The organism is Cryobacterium sp. 10I1, from assembly GCF_035019805.1.
Lineage (GTDB): Bacteria > Actinomycetota > Actinomycetes > Actinomycetales > Microbacteriaceae > Cryobacterium > Cryobacterium glucosi.
The window spans coordinates 1-16,132 of the sequence record NZ_JASJVF010000058.1 but is presented as its reverse complement, the minus strand read 5'-3'; the positions used below and the strand labels follow the sequence as shown (position 1 = coordinate 16,132).

Here is a 16,132-nt window from a genome sequence, read left to right as displayed (position 1 = left end):
TCCGTCACCATCACGTCCCGCAACAGTGGGAAGGCGCAGTCCTCGAGTTCGAGGGCCGTCCCCGCCGCGGCAGCGAGCCCGGCCGGGATTTCGAGGAGCCGGAGGTTGACCGGGGTCGTCGGGCCGAACATCTGGCCGGACGCGATCCGGAAGAGCAGCGCGTAGCCGATCTGGCCGCCGGCGCCGGTTACGGTGACATTCATCGTTGGAGTGGACACGCTGCCAGCATACGGCCGGGTGCCGGGGTTCGTCAGGCGAGGGCCCTGGCGAGCGGCGCGTCTTCCAGAAGCTCGAGCGAGGCGGGCCCCGCCGCACGCAGGGTGAAGCCGGCGCCGGGAGCCCAGTCCAGCAAGTCGTCGACAGTCGCGAGCTCGGGGGCGCTCCGGATCAGGGCACGGGTGAACCGGCCCTTCGCGGTCTTGTTGAAGTGGTTGAGGGCGCGCACCTGCCCGTCGGGGGTCTCCGTCACGACGCGGAGCACGACCGAGCCGACCCGGGCCGGTGCGGCACCGAGGGCGACGTAACCCGCGGAGCGGAGGTCGAGCACGAGGCCGGACTCCTGGGCGAGCAGTGCCGCGATGCGCGGGCCCCAGTGCTGCTTCAGCACGAGGCCGGGCAGCCGGCTCGTCGTCGACAGCCGGTAGGCCGGAATCGGATCGAGGGCGCCGATCGGACCGAACAGGGCCGAGTGGACCAGCACGTGGGCCGCGGCCCAGTCGCGGTCGGCGAGGGTCAGGGTCTGGGCGTCGAGCGCGTCGTAGAGCACCCCGGTGTACCGGTCGAGGGCCGCCATCGTCGGGGCGGTTGTGAGCGCCCGGTTGTGGGCGACCTCGCCGGACTGGGTGCGGCCGAGCTTGAGGGCGGCCATCATGGCTTCGGGGTGCCGGGCGAGTGAGCGCAGCTCACGCACGAGTACCCGCCGCTGAGCGTTCAGCGACGGGTACCTGAGATGGTTCAGATCGAGCGGTTCGCCGGTACCGCCTGTGCGTTTCGTCTCGGAAGGCGGCAGCAGGAGCAGCACGGGCTAGATCGACACGGCTAGACGAGCCCCGCTTTGCGCGCGACGATCGTGACCTGGTTGTTGGCGACCGACAGGAAGCCGTCCTCCGCCTGCGCGACGATCTTCTCGCCGCCGGGCAGGGTCAGGCGCACTTCGCCGCTCGCCAGGATGGCGAGCAACGGCTCGTGGCCAGGCAGGATGCCGATCTGGCCTTCGACGGTGCGCGCGACGACCATGGTCGCCTCGCCGGACCAGACTTCCTGGTCGGCAGAGACGACGCTGACGGTGAGCGGGGCTCCTGCCATGGCTAGTCGTTCTCCTTCTGGATTTTCGCCCACTTCTCTTCGACGTCGGAGATGCCACCGACGTTGAAGAATGCCTGCTCGGCGACGTGGTCGAAGTCACCATTGGCGATCGCGGTGAAGGATTCGATGGTGTCCTTGAGCGAAACCGTCGAGCCCTCGACACCGGTGAACTTCTTCGCCATGTAGGTGTTCTGCGAGAGGAACTGCTGGATGCGACGGGCCCGCGAAACGGTGACCTTGTCTTCCTCGGAGAGTTCGTCAACACCGAGGATCGCGATGATCTCCTGGAGTTCCTTGTTCTTCTGGAGGATCGCCTTGACGCGGACGGCCGTGTTGTAGTGGTCGACGCCCAGGTAACGGGGGTCGAGGATACGGCTGGTCGAGGTGAGCGGGTCGACGGCCGGGTAGAGGCCCTTCGACGCGATCTCGCGGGACAGCTCGGTCGTGGCGTCGAGGTGGGCGAAGGTCGTCGCCGGTGCCGGGTCGGTGTAGTCGTCAGCGGGCACGTAGATGGCCTGCAGCGACGTGATCGAGTGGCCACGGGTCGAGGTGATGCGCTCCTGGAGGATGCCCATCTCGTCGGCCAGGGTCGGCTGGTAGCCCACGGCGCTCGGCATGCGACCCAGCAGGGTCGACACCTCGGAGCCGGCCTGGGTGAAGCGGAAGATGTTGTCGATGAAGAGCAACACGTCCTGCTTGGCGACGTCGCGGAAGTACTCGGCCATGGTCAGCGCGGAGAGGGCGACGCGGAGACGCGTTCCCGGCGGCTCGTCCATCTGGCCGAACACGAGGGCGGTCTTGTCGAAGACTCCGGCCTCTTCCATTTCCTTGATGAGGTCGTTGCCCTCACGGGTGCGCTCGCCGACTCCGGCGAACACCGAGACACCGCCGTGGTCCTGCGCGACGCGCTGGATCATTTCCTGGATCAGGACGGTCTTGCCGACGCCGGCTCCACCGAAGAGGCCGATCTTGCCGCCGAGGACGTACGGCGTGAGCAGGTCGATGACCTTGATGCCGGTCTCGAACAGCTGGGTCTTGGCCTCGAGCTGGTCGAAGGGCGGCGGCTTGCGGTGGATGGGCCAGCGCTCCGTGATCTCGATCTTCTCGCCGGGCTCGGCGTTGAGCACCTCACCGATGGCGTTGAAGACGCGGCCCTTGGTGACCTCGCCGACCGGAACCATGATGGGAGCTCCGGTGTCCCGGACCTCCTGGCCGCGGACGAGGCCGTCGGTCGGGTTCAGCGCGATCGCTCGGATCAGGTCGTCTCCGAGGTGCAGGGCGACCTCGAGGGTGATCTCAGTGGAGACGTCACCGATGACGATGGTGGTCTTCAGTGCGTTGTACATGCCCGGGATCGAGTCGTGCGCGAACTCGATGTCGACGACCGGGCCCGTGACGCGGGCGATCCGGCCGACGGCAACGGTCGGGGCCGGCGCGTGGACTGGCGCGGTTGCGATGTCAGTCATTGCTCTCTCTTCTCTGGTTTAGTTCTTGGCGGATGAGAGCGCATCGGCCCCACCCACGATCTCGGAAATCTGCGAGGTGATCTCGGTCTGCCTGGCGTTGTTGGACAGCCGGGTGAAGGTCGTGATCAACTTGTCGGCGTTGTCGGCGGCCGACTGCATCGCCTTCTGGCGTGCTGCGTGCTCGGCGGCGGCCGACTGGAGCATCGCGTTGAACACGCGACTCTCGATGTACACCGGCAGGAGCGCGTCCAGGACCGTCTCGACGTCCGGCTCGAATTCGTAGAGCGGCAGGACCTGCCCGTCTCCGGGCTCCTCCACGCCTTCGACGACCTCGAGGGGAAGCAGGCGGACGACCTGGGGCACCTGGGTGACCATGCTCACGAAGCGGTTGAACACCACGTGAATCTCGTCGACGCCACCGTCTTCGGCATCGCGAAGGAAGGTCTCGAGCAGCGACTCGCTGATCTCCCGCGCGATCTCGAACTGCGGCTGGTCGGTGCCGCCGGTCCAGACCCGCTCGGACGCACGCCGGCGGAAGCCGAAGTAGGCGACGGCCTTGCGTCCGACGAGGAAGTAAACGACGTCCTTGCCCTGGCTGCGCAGCAGTTCGCTGAGTGACTCCGCTTCGCGCAGCACCTGGGAACTGAATGCTCCTGCGAGGCCTCGGTCCGACGTGAAGATGACGACCGCGGCGCGCTCGATCTTCTCCGGTTCGGTGGTCAGAACGTGCGCGACGTTGGAATACGTCGCGACGGCCGAGACCGCCCGGGTGATCGACTGCGAATACGGAGTCGAGGCCGAAACCCTCGCCCTCGCCTTCTGAATGCGCGAGGCCGAAATCAACTCCATGGCCCGAGTGATCTTCTTCATCGTCTGGGCAGACTTGATCTTCTGCCGGTAGACCCGAAGTTGCGCTCCCATGTGTCTCCTGTGCTTCCTTCTCAGTGAATAGTGGTTGTCTCAGCGCGCGGGTTAGCGGCGGTGCTTGACAATCTTTTCCTGGTTCACGTCGTCGGCGGTGATCGCTTCGAACTGTTCCTTGCCGACGGAGGCGAGCGGCTTGCCCTCACCGGTCTGGAATTCGCGCTTGAAGACGCTGACCTCACGCTCGAGGATCTCAACGGTCTCATCGCTCAGCACGTTCGTGTCGCGCAGCGTCTTCAAAACCTCGGTGTTGCGTCCGAGGTGGTCGAGGAGGCCACGCTCGAAACGGAGCACGTCCTCGACGGGAACCTCGTCGAACTTGCCGGTCGTGCCTGCCCAGATCGAGACGACCTGGTCCTCGACCGGATACGGCGAGTACTGCGGCTGCTTGAGCAGCTCGGTCAGGCGGGCGCCGCGGGCGAGCTGGCGACGGCTGGCGGCGTCGAGGTCGGATGCGAACATCGCGAAGGCTTCGAGCGAGCGGTACTGCGCCAGTTCGAGCTTGAGCGTTCCGGAGACCTTCTTGATCGACTTGACCTGCGCATCGCCACCGACGCGCGAGACCGAGATACCCACGTCGACCGCCGGACGCTGGTTGGCGTTGAAGAGGTCGGACTGCAGGAAGATCTGGCCGTCGGTGATCGAGATCACGTTGGTCGGGATGTACGCAGACACGTCGTTCGCCTTGGTCTCGATGATCGGCAGGCCGGTCATCGATCCCGCGCCGAGCGCGTCGGACAGCTTGGCGCAACGCTCGAGCAGACGGGAGTGCAGGTAGAACACATCGCCGGGGTACGCTTCGCGTCCCGGCGGACGACGCAGCAGCAGCGAAACGGCGCGGTAGGCCTCCGCCTGCTTGGACAGGTCGTCGAAGATGATGAGGACGTGCTTGCCCGCGTACATCCAGTGCTGGCCGATTGCCGAACCGGTGTACGGCGCGAGGTACTTGAAGCCGGCCGGGTCGGACGCCGGGGAGGCGACGATGGTCGTGTACTCCATCACGCCGGCATCCTCGAGCGCGCCCTTGACGGCGGCGATCGTGGAGCCCTTCTGGCCGATGGCGACGTAGATGCAGCGAACCTGCTTGTTCACGTCTCCCGAGGCCCAGTTGGCCTTCTGGTTGATGATGGTGTCGATCGCGATGGCGGTCTTGCCGGTCTGGCGGTCACCGATGATGAGCTGGCGCTGTCCGCGGCCGATCGGGATCATCGCGTCGATCGCCTTGATGCCGGTCTGCATCGGCTCGTGCACGGACTTGCGGTCCATGACGCCGGGCGCCTGCAGCTCGAGGGCACGACGGCCTTCGCTCTCGATCGGGCCGAGGCCGTCGATCGGGGCGCCGAGCGGGTCCACGACGCGACCGAGGTAGCCGTCGCCGACGGGAACGGAGAGCACCTCTCCGGTGCGGTGCACCTCCATGCCTTCGACGATGCCGGCGAACTCGCCGAGCACGACAACACCGATCTCGTCTTCGTCGAGGTTCTGGGCGAGGCCCAGGGTGCCATCGGCGAACTTGATGAGCTCGTTGGCCATCACGCTGGGCAGGCCCTCGACGTGGGCGATACCGTCGCCGGCTGTCGTGACGTAGCCGACCTCCGCGGTCGCGGTCTTGCTCGGCTCGTAGGACTTGACGAAGTCCTGGAGAGCATCGCGGATCTCATCGGGGCTGATCGTTAGTTCTGCCATCATCTTCCCTTTCCCGTACGGCTGTACAGGTTCTGTCTTGAACGAAGCGTTGCCGCTCGTGGTTTTTCTGTTCCGTCTGACCAGAGGTCAGCCGGCAAGCTGGAGTCTCAAATCCTTGAGGCGGGTGGCGATGGTGCCGTCGATGACGTCGTCACCGATCTGCACGCGGACACCGCCGACAAGGGAGCGGTCGATGACCTGGTTGATCGTCAGCGTACGTCCGTATCGTGCCGTGAGGCTGGTGCGCAGGCGCTCCAGCTGTGCGGAACTCAGTAGCTCGGCCGTCGAGACGGTCGCAATCGCGGTGCCGCCCTCGTCCGCGACGATTGTCGCGGAGAAACGCAGGAGTGCACCGATGCGACGGCCGCGGGGCTGCTGCACGAGGTGGCGCACGATCACGAGGGTCTGTTCCGAAACCTTGCCGGTGAGCAGGGAATCGATGAGCCCGACCTTGGCGCTGACCGCGCCGAGCTTCGAGGCAAGTGCCAGTTCGAGTTCACCGTTCGACGCGACGGCCGTTCCGAATTCGAACAATTCCGCTTCCACGGCACCCGCGACCGGGGCAGAGGCCGCAACGGCCCGCAGCCCCAGTTCTTCGATGCCGGCGAGCAGGTCGGAGTGACTCGACCAGCGCGCGGCGGCCACCGACTGGAGCAGGTCCAGTGCCGTGGGGGTCAGTTTCGCCGAGAACACGGCGGCAACGAGTGCCGCCTTGGCTGCGGCATCCGCGGCGGGATCGACCAGGGCAGACAGCAGCTGCGCAGAGTCGCCGATGACACGGCCGGAGTCGAGCAGGCCTTCGCCCGTTGCGAGATCGGTCGTTCGGCCGTGGGCGGCGAGAACCGCCCTCGTTGAGGCCAAAGCTTCCCTGGTGGCGCTTCCCATTACTTAGCTGCTTTCTCCGAGGCCTCAAGGTCGGCCAGGAAACGGTCGACGATGGCACTCGCCTTCGCGTCGTCCGTCAGGCTTTCGCCGATGACACCGGACGCGAGGTCGATGGCCAGGGTGCCGACTTCGGCACGGAGGGACAGGACTGCCGCCTGACGTTCCGCTTCGATCTGGGCCTTGGCACTCGCGGTGATGCGGGCCGCCTCAGCGCCGGCCTGCTCCTTGAGTTCGGAGATGATCTTCTGGCCGTCCGCACGGGCTACGTCGCGGATCTTGCCTGCTTCCGCACGGGCGTCGGCGAGCTGGGCCGTGTACTGCTCGAGAGCGGCCTCGGCCTTGCGCTGGGCGTCATCCGCCTTGGCGATGTTGCCCTCGATGGCCTCAGCACGGTCGTCGAGCATCTTCTGCATCCTCGGAAGGATGAGCTTCCAGAAGAAGAACAGAATCACGACAAAGCACACCGCGGACCAAATGATGTCCGGCCATGCGGGAAGGAGCGGGTTGTGCGCCTCTTCCGCGGCGGCTGCAATTACTGCGTGAAGCATCATGCCTCCATATCTAGGTGAAAAAGAGGACGATTAGGACGTGAAGATGAAGTACGTTGCGATACCGATGAACGCGAGCGCCTCGGTGAAGGCGATGCCGATGTACATCAGGACCTGGAGCTGGCCGGCCAGTTCGGGCTGACGAGCAACGCCCTCGATGGTCTTGCCGACGACGATACCCACGCCGATTGCCGGGCCGATTGCGGCGAGGCCGTAACCGACAGTGGCGATGTTTCCTGAGATTGCCGCGAGAACGGTAGTTGCGTCCACGTTTGTTTCCTTCCGTTGTGACGAATACGGCGAGTGCCGGGTTCGAGGTTAGTGTTCTTCAGCCACCGCGAGCTGGATGTAAACGGCGGTGAGCAGGGCGAAGATATACGCCTGGAGCACGGCGATCAGCACCTCGAAGAGGGTGAACGCGAGTCCGAAGACGAGGGTGCCCGCACCGAAGAGCTTGAAGGCTCCATCGGCCGTGAAGAAGAAGAACTGGGTCGCCGTGAAGAACAGCACCAGCAGCAGGTGGCCGACGATCATGTTCATCAGCAGTCGCAGGGTCAGCGTGACCGGGCGCACGAGGAAGGTCGAGATGAACTCGATCGGCGTCACGATGATGTAGAGCGCCTTCGGCACGCCGGGCGGGAAGAGCGAGTTCCGGACGAAATTGCCCGGGTTCTTCTTGAGGCCGGCGTAGATGAAGGTGCAGTACGAGATGACGGCGAGGAGCAGCGGAACGCCGATCACCGACGTGCCCGCGATGTTGAAGAACGGGATCGGTCCGGTGAGGTTCATGAACAGCACGAGGAAGAAGATCGTCGTGAGGAGAGGCAGGAAACGCTTGCCCTCCTTCTTGCCGAGGATGCTTTCCGCGATGTTGACCCTGGCGAAGTCGAGGCCCATCTCCACGAGGCTCTGCAGCCGGGTCGGTACGACCTTCATGCGGCGCGTGCCGAGCCAGAAGAGCAGGATCAGGGCGGCCATCGCAATGAAGCGGATGAGCATGATCCGGTTGATCTCGAATGGCGTCCCCACGAAGAAGACGCCCTCGGGGAAGAACTCATTGATGGATGGACCTTGGAAGGTACCGTCGCCGGTAGCCAACGGGAGCATCAGGTTTACGGCGGTTTCTAGCAGCGCTTTCTCCTGGTTCGGGGCGGGGAGCTCTGCTCTCGCGAAGACGAAAAATGGGTCGGAACGTCGAGCACGACAAAAGCAGCGCTGCGGGGCGAACCGGTCATTACCCTACCAAGAAACCCACCTCGGGCCGAATCCTGCGGGTGAATATTCATCGGTTTTTCTGTTCTCCGCTGCGGGGCAGATCACTCACGTACGGAACGCGGCTCTTGCGGATGACCACCACGTCGACGATCAGGGATCCGATGACGCCGGCGATGATACTCAGGAACAGCACGACCGGCTGCACCCAGGGCTGCCCCTTGAGCAGCACGACGAGCACGAGGAAGATCACGAATTTGAGCAGCCAGCCGCCCAGGACGATTCCGAAGAACGCGCCGACGGCGGCTGCGGTCCCGGCGAAGCGGTTGGCGATCAGGATGCTGCCTGCCGTGATCCCCATGAACACGAGCGCCATCCCGGTGCCGATCAGGGCGCTGAGCACTCCGATGCCGCCGGCGGCGAGCCCGCCGGCGATCATCCCGACCACGGCGATGCCGCCGGCGAGGTAGCCGCCGTAGACGAGGATGCTGCGGAACACCCGGTTGGACGTCGGCTGCAGGGATCCGGCTGGCTGGGTGGCGCTCATACGTGCTCCTCGGCTTGCGTCGATGCCTCGTCGAGGCGATCGAGCTTCACGATGTCGTGGGGAAGGGTGGCTGGGTGGGCAAGCTGGGTGGCCGCTTCGATCTTCTTGGAGCGGCTGAGCGGCGCGAGGGTCACGATCGTGCAGGCGACCAGGGCGCAGATCAGGAAGATCGTCGCCCACCAGGTCTGCACGCCGAAGTAGACGGGCAACACGAAATAGAGCAGGCAACCGACGGCTACGGCGGCCGTCCAGCCGTAGAAGATCAGCACGGCGTGCAGGTGCGAGTGCCCCATGTCGAGCAGCCGGTGGTGCAGGTGCTTCCGGTCGGCGCTGAACGGGGACTTGCCCGCGCGCACCCGGCGGAACACGGCGAGTGCGAAATCGAGCAGCGGGATGATCAGGATCGCGAACGGCAACAGAATGGGGATGAACGCGGGAAAGAGCTGGGACCGGTTCACCGCGGTCGGGTCGACCTGGCCGGTGATCGCGATCGCCGAGGTCGCCATCAGGAGGCCGACGAGCATGGAGCCGGAGTCGCCCATGAAGATCTTGGCGGGACGCCAGTTGAGCGGCAGGAAGCCGATGCAGGCACCCACGAGGATCGCGGCGATCACCGAGGCGAGGTTGAAGTAGTTGCTCGGGGAGGTGTCCCGTACGAGCAGGTAGCTGTAGATGAAGAAGACGCCGTTGGCGATGAGGGCGACCCCGGCGACGAGGCCGTCGAGGCCGTCGATGAAGTTGATCATGTTCATCACGAGCACGATCACGAAGACGGTGATCAGGATCGACATCCACGAGGAGCCGACGGTGAGCCCGCCGATCGGGAGGGAGAGCACCTGGACGCCCTGCCAGGCGACGAGCCCTGCCGCGATGAACTGGCCGGCGAGTTTGGTCATCCAGTCGAGGTCCCAGAGGTCGTCCGCGACGCCCAGCAGCACGATCATCAGGGCGGCGCCGACAATGGCGAGGATCTGCTCAGGATCGGAGAAGACAAGCCGGAGCGGCGCGAACTGGGCGGAGATGAGGTAGGCGACCCCGAAGGCCGCGACAACGCCGAAGAAGATGGCGACCCCGCCGAGCCGGGGGGTCGGCCGGGTGTGCACGTCCCGCAGGCGGATCTTCGGATAGATCTTGTAGCGGTGGCTGACCTTGAGCACGACCCAGGAGAGGACGGCCGTGACAACAGCCGAGACGATGGCCAGCAGGACGAATACGGTCATGGCTAGCCCGCGACATCCGTTTCGGTCGAATCGCCGGTCGCGTCTTCGCGGGCGGATGCTGCGGGCACCTCGTCCTGCGGAGTCGCGGCAACGGGGGCGACGAAGCCTTCCGGTGCGAGCGCGTCGCCGACGACGGCTGCGAGGGCCTCCCGGGAGATCACGCCCTTCCGCACGATCACGAGCTTGCCGCCATTGGTGTGGAAGCCGGTCGCATCGATGATCGTCGAGGAGGTGTCGCCGGCCCGGTCGCCGATCGGCTCGTAGCCGGTGCCGGCCACTCCCCCGTCGAGGTAGACCTCGACGCTCTCGCCGAGCATCTCGGCGGCGGTCGCCGCGTCGACCGCTGACGGCAGGCCGCTCGTATTAGCACTCGAGACGGCGAGGGGGCCGGTGTCGGCGAGGAGGTCGAGGGCGATCGGGTTGCTCGGCATCCGCAGGGCGACGGTGCCGCGGGTGTCGCCGAGGTCCCAGACCAGGGAGGGCTGGGCGTGGAGCACCACAGTCAGCCCGCCCGGCCAGAATTCCGCGACGAGCTCCCGCACGGGCTGAGGAATATTGACCGCGAGCGCGTCGAGGGTGCCGATACCCGGAATCAACACGGGCGGCGGCGACTGCCGGCCGCGGCCCTTCGCGTCGAGCAGGCGTTGCACGGCCTCTGGGCTGAACGCGTCGGCGGCAAGGCCGTAGACCGTGTCGGTGGGGATGACGACGAGCGCGCCGCGAGCGATCGCCGAGCGTGCCAGTCTCATGCCGGTTGCGTAGTCCGAGACAACCGTGCAGTCGTAGATGCGTGTCATTGCGCCCAATTCTAGTGCAGGGGTGTTTCCCAAGGCTGGGAGTGGGGGTCAGGGCGTAGGGCGGATGGCCGTGGTCGCCCGGTCGCGGGTGGTGTAGTCGCGGTGGGTCGCGGTCGCGCGCCAGCCGTCGCCGGTCAGCAGGGCACGGATGTCGGCGCCCTGCAGTTCGCCGTGCTCGATCACGAGCACTCCGCCGGGGCGCAGCAGGCGCAGGGCCGTCTGCGAGACGTGCCGGACGACGTCGAGGCCGTCCGCCCCGCCGAAGAGTGCGTGCGCGGGATCGAAGAGACGCACCTCGGGGTCGCGCGGCACGGCATCCGCCGGTATATAGGGAGGGTTCGAGATCAGGACGGCGACGGTGCCGTCGAGTTCGGCGAGGATGCCCGTGTCTGCGAGGTCGCCGAAGACGAGGGTCGCATTGGCCGCGTTCACCGCCGTGAAGTTGCGGGTCGTCCAGGCGAAGGCCTCCGGCGAGTTCTCGACGGCCCAGATCCGCGCGTTCGGCACTTCGACGGCGAGGGAGAGCGCGATCGCGCCGCTCCCGGTGCCGAGGTCCACGCCGATCGGGTCAGGGTCGGGCACGGAGCGGAGGGCGTCGATCGCGAACTGGGCCACCTGCTCGGTCTCGGGTCGGGGTACGAAGACGCCCGGGCCGACGAGGAGTTCGATCGACCGGAACGGGGCTCGCCCGGTGATGTGCTGCAGCGGTTCGCGCAGGGCGCGGCGAGAGACGAGGACGTCGATAGCGGCGGCATCCGCCGACGTGACACCGGTGCGAAGGATGACGGCGGCCTGCACCTCTCCGCGGCTCCGGCCGAGCACGTGGCCGATCAGGAGGTCGGCGTCGACCTCGGGGTCGGCGATGCCCGCGGCGGCGAGGATGCCGATGGTGCGGGCACGGATCGTGTCCACCGCGTCCGGGACCGCTTCGCCCGCGTCGGGGGCGGAAAAAGTGCCGGGAATGGAATGGTCGTCGTCTTCAGTTGTCACACCTTGGAATGTAACGTAATGAAGCGCGCTCTCCCAATGCCGGAGCCGTAGGCTGAGCGAGGTTCCCGATCCGAATGACCCGATGACCCGACCGAAAGGCACTGCGATGACCGCACGCATCTACTCCGACATCACCAAGGCAGTTGGAGGGACACCGCTGGTCAAGCTCAACCGCCTCACGGCGGGCCTCGACGCGACCGTGCTCGTCAAGCTCGAGTTCTACAACCCCTCCGCGAGCGTCAAGGACCGGATCGGCATCGCGATCGTCGACGCCGCAGAGGCCTCCGGCGAACTCCTGCCCGGCGGCACCATCGTCGAGGGCACGAGCGGCAACACCGGCATCGCGCTCGCGCTCGTCGGAGCGGCCCGCGGCTACAAGGTCATCCTGGCGATGCCGGAGACCATGAGCAAGGAACGCCGCGTCCTCCTTCGCGCCTATGGCGCCGAGATCGTGCTGACCCCGGGGGCCGCCGGCATGCGCGGCGCCGTCGAGAAGGCCGAAGAGATCGTCGCGAACACGCCCGGTGCGATTCTCGCCCGTCAGTTCGACAACCCCGCCAACCCGGCGATCCACTTCGCGACGACCGGCGTTGAGATCTGGGACGACACCGAAGGCGCCGTCGACATCTTCGTCGCGGGCATCGGCACCGGCGGCACCATCACGGGCGCCGGACGACTGCTCAAGGAACGCAAGCCCTCCGTGCACATCGTCGGCGTCGAGCCGATCGACTCCCCGATCCTCACCGGCGGCAAGCCGGGTCCGCACAAGATCCAGGGCATCGGCGCGAACTTCATCCCGTCCGTTCTCGACACCGACCTCTACGATGAGGTGACCGATGTCACCCTCGCCGATTCCCTCACCACCGCTCGCGCACTCGCGACCGACGAGGGAATCCTTTCCGGCATCTCGGGCGGCTCCGCCGTCTGGGCGGCCATCGAGCAGGCGAAGAAGCCGGAGAACGCCGGCAAGACCATCGTCGCCATCCTCCCGAGCTTCGGAGAGCGTTACATCTCCACCGTGCTGTATGAGGACCTGCTCGACTAACAAGAACGGGAACAACTGAAAACCGACATGGGAGTCATTTCACGCATCCGTGAGGACATGGCGATGGCGCGCGCCCACGACCCGGCAGCCCGCAGCAACGTGGAGGTCTTCCTCGCGTACAGCGGGCTGCACGCCGTCTGGTCGTACCGCATCGCGCACCGGATGTGGGTGGCCGGGTTGTACCTGCCCGCCCGGCTGGTCTCCCAGTTCACCCGGTTCCTCACCGGGATCGAGATCCACCCCGGCGCCCGGATCGGGCGCCGGTTGTTCATCGACCACGGCATGGGCGTCGTGATCGGGGAAACCGCCGATGTGGGCGACGACGTGATGCTCTATCACGGCGTCACTCTCGGCGGGAAGACCCGGCACGGCGTCGTCCGCGGTGAGAAGCGGCATCCCACCCTCGGCGATGGCGTCACGATCGGCGCGGGCGCGAAGGTGCTCGGTCCGATCACGATCGGCGCCTGGAGCACGATCGGCGCGAACGCCGTCGTCACGAGGGACGCCCCGCCGAAGTCCCTGCTGCTCGGCATCCCCGCGACGATCCAGCCGGTGCGCGCGCAGACGATCGAGGGCGCGCGCGGTCTCCCGGTCTCCGACGAGGACTAGCCGGCTCGCGGCATCTGCCGCCGCCGCCGACCAGAGTCACCAGAAATGCCCAGAATCGCCGTTCGACCGGCGATTCTGGGCATCTTCTGCGACACTCGAGCGCGAAACCGGTTAGTCGTGGTCCCCGATTTCGGCGAGGCGGGTGGCCTCGTCCGCGAGGATGCAGGACTCGATGACGGCGTCGAGGGCGCCGTTCATCACGGTGTCGAGGTTGTACGCCTTGTAGCCGGTGCGGTGGTCGGCGATACGGTTCTCCGGGAAGTTGTACGTGCGGATGCGCTCTGACCGGTCCATCGTGCGGATCTGGCCCTTGCGGACCAGGGACGCGGCCGCGTCGATCTCTTCCTGCTGCCGGGCGAGGACGCGGGCGCGCAGGACGCGCATCCCGGCTTCCTTGTTCTGCAGCTGGCTCTTCTCGTTCTGCATCGCGACCACGATTCCGGTCGGAAGGTGGGTGATGCGCACCGCGGAGTCCGTCGTGTTGACGGACTGGCCGCCGGGGCCGCTCGACCGGTAGACGTCGATCTTGAGGTCGTTGTGGTTGATCTCGACTTCTTCGGGCTCATCGACCTCTGGAAACACGAGCACGCCCGCCGCAGAGGTGTGGATGCGTCCCTGCGACTCGGTCGCCGGCACCCGCTGGACGCGGTGCACGCCGCCCTCGTACTTGAGGTGCGCCCAGACGCCCTCAGCGGGGTCGTTGGTGTTGCTCTTGATCGCGAGCTGGATGTCCTTGATACCGCCGAGGTCGCTCGTGGTCTGCTCGATGATCTCGGTTTTCCACTTTTTCGACTCGGCGTAGTGCAGGTACATCCGGAGCAGGTCGGCGGCGAACAGTGCGGACTCCGCACCGCCCTCCCCCATCTTGATCTCCATGATCACGTCGCGGGCGTCGAGCTCATCGCGTGGGATGAGCAGACGGCGCAGCTTCGCGGAGGTGTCCTCGAGCTGGACCTCGAGCCCGGGGATCTCCTCGGCGAAGGACGAGTCCTCCTCCGCGAGCTCCCGGGCGGCGTCGAGGTTCTCACCGATTTCTTTCCACTCGTTCCAGGCCGCGATGATACGGCTCAGCTCGGCGTAGCGCCGGTTGACCTTCTTCGAACGGGCCGGGTTGGAGTGCAACTCCGGGTCGGCCAGTTCAGACTGCAGCTCGTCGAATTCGGCCTGCAGAGTCAGAACAGACTCGAACATTACTTGTCCTTGTCTGACCCGTTCAGGGACGGCATCGACTTCTGAACCTGCATGAGGAACTCCACGTTGGAGGACGTCTCCTTGAGGCGACCGAGGACGACCTCGAGTGCCTGCTGCTGGTCGAGTCCGGCAAGCGCACGACGGAGCTTCCAGGTGACCTTGACCTCGTCCGAGCTCATCAGCATTTCTTCACGACGGGTTCCCGATGCGTTGACATCGACCGCCGGGAAGATCCGCTTGTCGGCGAGCTGGCGCGAGAGGCGCAGCTCCATGTTGCCGGTGCCCTTGAACTCCTCGAAGATGACCTCGTCCATCTTGGAGCCGGTCTCGACGAGCGCGGACGCGAGGATGGTGAGCGAGCCACCGTTCTCGATGTTGCGCGCGGCGCCGAAGAAGCGCTTGGGCGGGTACAGGGCGGATGCGTCGACTCCACCGGAGAGGATCCGGCCCGACGGCGGCGCGGTCAGGTTGTACGCCCGCCCGAGTCGCGTGATCGAGTCGAGGAGCACGACGACGTCGTGTCCGAGTTCCACGAGGCGCTTGGCACGCTCGATGGCGAGCTCGGCGACCGTGGTGTGGTCCTCGGCCGGGCGGTCGAAGGTGGAGGCGATGACCTCACCCTTGACCGTGCGCTGCATGTCGGTGACCTCTTCCGGCCGCTCATCGACCAGCACGACCATGAGGTGGACCTCGGGGTTGTTGGTAGCGATGGCGTTCGCGATCTGCTGCATGACGATGGTCTTGCCGGCCTTGGGCGGCGCGACGATGAGGCCGCGCTGGCCCTTCCCGATCGGGGCGACGAGGTCGATGATGCGCTGGGTGAGCTTGCCGGGCTCGGTCTCGAGGCGGAGACGCTCCTGCGGGTACAGCGGGGTGAGCTTCTGGAACTCGACGCGATTGGCGGCTTCCTCGACGGACAGGCCGTTGATCGAGTCGACCTTGACGATCGCGTTGTACTTCTGGCGGCCGTTCTGGTCGCCCTCGTGCGGCTGGCGGATGGAACCGACGACGGCGTCACCCTTCCGCAGGTTGTACTTCTTGACCTGGCCGAGGGAGACGTACACGTCGCTCGCACCGGGCAGGTAGCCGGAGGTGCGCACGAACGCGTAGTTGTCGAGGACGTCGAGGATGCCGGCGACGGGGATCAGCACGTCGTCGTCGTTCAGCTCGGGCTCGAAGTCGTCGCCGGCGGTGACGCCGCGGCGCTTGCGGTCACGGAACCGGTTGCGGTTGCTGCGGCTGTTCAGGTCGTCGTCCTGGCCACGGTCCTGCTGGTTGCGGTCCTGCTGGCCGCGCTCCTGCTGCTGGGCCTGACGGTCCTGGTTGCGTTCCTGGTTACGTTCCTGGTTGCGCTCCTGCTGGGCCTGGCGGTCCTGCTGGTTGCGGTCCTGCTGCGCCTGGCGGTCCTGGTTGCGGTCCTGCTGGGACTGGTTGTTCCGGTCCTGCTGCGCCGCGTTGTTGCGGTCCTGGTTGCGGTCCTGATTGCGGTCCTGGTTGCGGTCCTGGTTGTCCTGGCCGCGCTCGGCGTTCTGGGTCTGCTGGTTCTGGTTGCGGTTCGACTGGCGGCCGTTCTGCTGACGGGAGTTGTCGTCCTGCTCGCCGCCCGCCTGGTTCTGGTTGCCGCCCCGGTTGCGATTACGGTTGCGACCCTGGCGCGGCTGTTCGGCCTGCTCGGTGGACTCGTCGGAGTCCGTGTCGGTGTCCGTG

The 16,132-nt window shown here is 66.3% G+C and carries 18 protein-coding genes; 2 read left to right on the top strand and 16 right to left on the bottom strand.

The genetic code is table 11. The features are described from left to right. The 14 genes from QN345_RS07720 to prmC all read right to left on the bottom strand — a co-directional run. Window positions 1-203, bottom strand: a 203-nt coding sequence (locus QN345_RS07720; protein ID WP_416347652.1) for a lactate/malate family dehydrogenase, incomplete at its 3' end; no start/stop codon positions are given. A 47-nt stretch (window positions 204-250) separates the two neighbouring features. Next, entirely contained in the window at window positions 251-1,021 is a 771-nt protein-coding gene (locus QN345_RS07715; RefSeq protein ID WP_322136263.1) for a peroxide stress protein YaaA, read from the bottom strand. A 17-nt stretch (window positions 1,022-1,038) separates the two neighbouring features. Continuing rightward, the gene (locus QN345_RS07710) at window positions 1,039-1,305 is read right to left on the bottom strand and encodes a F0F1 ATP synthase subunit epsilon (protein ID WP_134448166.1); all 267 of its coding nucleotides are present in this window, start codon (window positions 1,303-1,305) and stop codon (window positions 1,039-1,041) included. 2 nt (window positions 1,306-1,307) lie between these two features. Continuing rightward, entirely contained in the window at window positions 1,308-2,771 is a 1,464-nt protein-coding gene (gene atpD / locus QN345_RS07705; RefSeq protein WP_134448164.1) for a F0F1 ATP synthase subunit beta, read from the bottom strand. An 18-nt stretch (window positions 2,772-2,789) separates the two neighbouring features. Next, on the bottom strand, window positions 2,790-3,692 hold the full coding sequence (locus QN345_RS07700) for a F0F1 ATP synthase subunit gamma (RefSeq protein ID WP_134448163.1): 903 nt from the start codon (window positions 3,690-3,692) through the stop codon (window positions 2,790-2,792). A 51-nt stretch (window positions 3,693-3,743) separates the two neighbouring features. Then, the gene (gene atpA / locus QN345_RS07695) at window positions 3,744-5,381 is read right to left on the bottom strand and encodes a F0F1 ATP synthase subunit alpha (RefSeq protein ID WP_134448325.1); all 1,638 of its coding nucleotides are present in this window, start codon (window positions 5,379-5,381) and stop codon (window positions 3,744-3,746) included. Between the two features lie 87 nt (window positions 5,382-5,468). After that, window positions 5,469-6,266, bottom strand: coding sequence for a F0F1 ATP synthase subunit delta (locus QN345_RS07690; RefSeq protein WP_134448161.1), 798 nt, complete (start codon window positions 6,264-6,266; stop codon window positions 5,469-5,471). Then, complete coding sequence (locus QN345_RS07685; RefSeq protein ID WP_134558703.1) at window positions 6,266-6,814, bottom strand: F0F1 ATP synthase subunit B; 549 nt, start codon at window positions 6,812-6,814, stop codon at window positions 6,266-6,268. The genes QN345_RS07690 and QN345_RS07685 overlap by 1 nt, the downstream gene beginning before the upstream one ends. Before the next feature lie 33 nt (window positions 6,815-6,847). Then, window positions 6,848-7,084 carry an ATP synthase F0 subunit C gene (gene atpE / locus QN345_RS07680; RefSeq protein WP_134448159.1) on the bottom strand — a complete coding sequence of 79 codons (237 nt, stop codon included), beginning with the start codon at window positions 7,082-7,084 and terminating at the stop codon, window positions 6,848-6,850. Window positions 7,085-7,132: 48 nt separating this feature from the next. Beyond that, the gene (gene atpB / locus QN345_RS07675; RefSeq protein ID WP_134448157.1) at window positions 7,133-7,921 is read right to left on the bottom strand and encodes a F0F1 ATP synthase subunit A; all 789 of its coding nucleotides are present in this window, start codon (window positions 7,919-7,921) and stop codon (window positions 7,133-7,135) included. A gap of 175 nt (window positions 7,922-8,096) precedes the next feature. Then, entirely contained in the window at window positions 8,097-8,573 is a 477-nt protein-coding gene (locus QN345_RS07670; protein WP_134448155.1) for a hypothetical protein, read from the bottom strand. Next, window positions 8,570-9,793, bottom strand: coding sequence for an MraY family glycosyltransferase (locus QN345_RS07665; protein WP_134448150.1), 1,224 nt, complete (start codon window positions 9,791-9,793; stop codon window positions 8,570-8,572). The genes QN345_RS07670 and QN345_RS07665 overlap by 4 nt, the downstream gene beginning before the upstream one ends. Window positions 9,794-9,795: 2 nt before the next feature. After that, window positions 9,796-10,590 (bottom strand): L-threonylcarbamoyladenylate synthase, encoded by a 795-nt coding sequence (locus tag QN345_RS07660; RefSeq protein ID WP_322140693.1) that lies wholly within the window; start codon window positions 10,588-10,590, stop codon window positions 9,796-9,798. 48 nt (window positions 10,591-10,638) lie between these two features. Continuing rightward, window positions 10,639-11,553 carry a peptide chain release factor N(5)-glutamine methyltransferase gene (prmC, locus tag QN345_RS07655; protein WP_370294889.1) on the bottom strand — a complete coding sequence of 305 codons (915 nt, stop codon included), beginning with the start codon at window positions 11,551-11,553 and terminating at the stop codon, window positions 10,639-10,641. Window positions 11,554-11,686: 133 nt separating this feature from the next. Here prmC and cysK point away from each other — a divergent pair, with 133 nt between their 5' ends. Beyond that, a complete protein-coding gene (gene cysK, locus QN345_RS07650) occupies window positions 11,687-12,625 on the top strand; it encodes a cysteine synthase A (RefSeq protein ID WP_134448145.1) in 939 nt (312 codons plus the stop codon). A gap of 27 nt (window positions 12,626-12,652) precedes the next feature. Further along, window positions 12,653-13,234, top strand: coding sequence for a serine O-acetyltransferase EpsC (epsC, locus tag QN345_RS07645; RefSeq protein WP_134558685.1), 582 nt, complete (start codon window positions 12,653-12,655; stop codon window positions 13,232-13,234). Window positions 13,235-13,345: 111 nt separating this feature from the next. Here the strand turns inward: epsC and prfA are convergent, their stop codons facing one another. Both prfA and rho read right to left on the bottom strand, forming a co-directional pair. Further along, window positions 13,346-14,425 (bottom strand): peptide chain release factor 1, encoded by a 1,080-nt coding sequence (prfA, locus tag QN345_RS07640; protein ID WP_134448141.1) that lies wholly within the window; start codon window positions 14,423-14,425, stop codon window positions 13,346-13,348. Then, window positions 14,425-16,132, bottom strand: a 1,708-nt coding sequence (gene rho, locus QN345_RS07635) for a transcription termination factor Rho (RefSeq protein WP_323508545.1), incomplete at its 5' end; no start/stop codon positions are given. The genes rho and prfA, both read right to left, overlap by 1 nt.